The sequence below is a fragment of the Kitasatospora sp. NPDC057512 genome, from assembly GCF_042802135.1.
Lineage (GTDB): Bacteria > Actinomycetota > Actinomycetes > Streptomycetales > Streptomycetaceae > Kitasatospora.
The window spans coordinates 1-1,830 of record NZ_JBHVET010001120.1; the positions used below are offsets into that span (position 1 = coordinate 1).

The following is a 1,830-nucleotide window of genomic DNA, read 5'->3' on the forward strand; positions in this document are numbered from 1 at the left end:
GTGTGACCACCCACGGGTGTTTCGCTTGTGTTTCCGGCGGATTTCGCCGTCACGTTTCCTTCAAGACGTCACGCAGGGTGCGGCCCGGGTCGATTCCATGATCAACGCCACCTGATGTTGCATTACCCGTCAGTAAGGAACCTCTTGTGCTTCGCCCGGGATTCAAGCACGATCGGCCACGCCCGGTCCCGGGCTCCACACCCCGACCCCGGTCGGCCACACGGAGCGCGGGATCCCCACCGGGCGGTCCGCCGGCCCCGGTCGGCGGGAGGGAGGGCAGGGGGGTATCCGCGGTCCCACGGCGGTTCCTGTCCTTCGACCGGCCGCGCGGCCCTGCGCGGTCGCTGGTTGTCGCTCGGGGGTGATCGCCGATGTCGTCGGTCCTGCCCGCCGCCCCGCAAGGACGGCCGGTGCTTGGACGGGAGGTCCGCTGCACGCGGGCCGCTCCCGCGTCCGACGACGCCCAAGGCGCTCTCCGCTACCGAGGACGTAGCTCTCTCCCATCCCAGGTCCCCACCGGTGCGGGACGCGCCGCCGGGGAGCCGGAGATGTACGTCCTAGAAGGAGGACTCGCATGTCCCAGACCTACGGCAAGACCCGCTGGAAGCGCTTCGCCCTGGTGATGGTGCCGAGCATCGCGGCCACCGCCGCGGTGGGCGTCTCGATCGCCAACAACGCGCTGGCGGCCTCGTTCAGCGTGTCCGGCCAGAGCTTCAAGGTCACCACGCCGGAGCTGCACGGCAGGAACTTCGCCCAGTTCGGCTCGATCGACGCGGAGTCGAACGGCACCCCGCACCCGGTCGCCGTCTCGGCCTTCGACGAGGCCACCATCAAGGGCCTCTGCCAGTCGGTGGTGACCGACCCCAACATCATCCCCAACCTGCCGTGGAAGCTGCCCAAGATCATCCTGCGTCTGGAGGCCGGCAACAGCGACGACGTCAAGAAGCAGGTCTACGCCAAGAACCTGCTGATCGACCTCGACCAGCTGAACGCCGACGCCGAGTTCACCAACATCAACATCGGCCAGGAGGCGTCGACCCTCAAGGGCGAGGCCACCCAGGGCTGGAAGTCCAAGCTCGGCGGCCTGCCGTCCGGTCAGACCGGCTTCGCCCAGGCCGCCGAGAAGGCCGACCTGTACAACGTGCAGCAGACCGCCTGGGCCACCTCGGCCGGCACCTTCAAGCTCCAGGGCCTGAAGCTCGCGCTGCACACCGACGGTTCCGGCGAGTGCTACTAGGCCGTTGACGGCGGCGGGTCGGGCCCGGCCCGCTCGCCCCGACGGCACCCGCGGGACCGGGGACGGTGCGTGCGCCGTCCCCGGATCCCGTGTCTCGTCCATCCCTCGTTCACACCATCGAGGAGCTGCACCGTGTCCAGCGCCCTTGCCTCCTACCGGCCCGCCGAGCACGAGAACCCCGCCCAGTGGCTGCGCCGGGTGTTCCGTACGTTCCGTCGGACGCGGCCGTACTACGGCGGTCTGCTGGCCATGATCGCCGGCGTCCCGATCATGTACTTCCCGTACGCCAAGCTCTCGTTGGGCGGCATGACGGTGGCCATGGCCACCACGGCGGGTGCCGGGTCACTGATCATCGGCGTGCTGCTGATCGTGCTCGGGCTGACCGCGTGGTTCCAGCCGGCCGTGCGGGTCTTCGCCGGCATCGCCACCACGCTGCTGACGCTGGTCTCCCTCCCGGTCTCCAACCTCGGGGGCTTCGGACTGGCCCTGCTGCCGGGCCTGATCGGCGGCGGGCTGATGGTCTCCTGGGCGCCGCTGCCGGAGCCGAAGGCCGAGAAGGCGGCCCGGCGCGGACGCCGGGGCCGGGCCAAGGC

The 1,830-nt window shown here is 70.2% G+C and carries 2 protein-coding genes; both read left to right on the plus strand.

Annotated elements, in window-relative coordinates:
• Nucleotides 1–574: 574 nt before the first annotated feature.
• Nucleotides 575–1,237, plus strand: coding sequence for a DUF6230 family protein (locus ACFU6K_RS38190; protein WP_380671144.1), 663 nt, complete (start codon nucleotides 575–577; stop codon nucleotides 1,235–1,237).
• 132 nt (nucleotides 1,238–1,369) lie between these two features.
• A partial coding sequence (locus ACFU6K_RS38195) for a DUF6114 domain-containing protein (RefSeq protein WP_380671146.1) occupies nucleotides 1,370–1,830 on the plus strand: 461 nt, incomplete at its 3' end.

Coding starts and splice junctions, on each gene's coding strand:
- ACFU6K_RS38190 (WP_380671144.1), top strand. CDS start 575: ATGTCCCAGACCTACGGCAAGACCCGCTGGAAGCGCTTCGCCCTGGTG.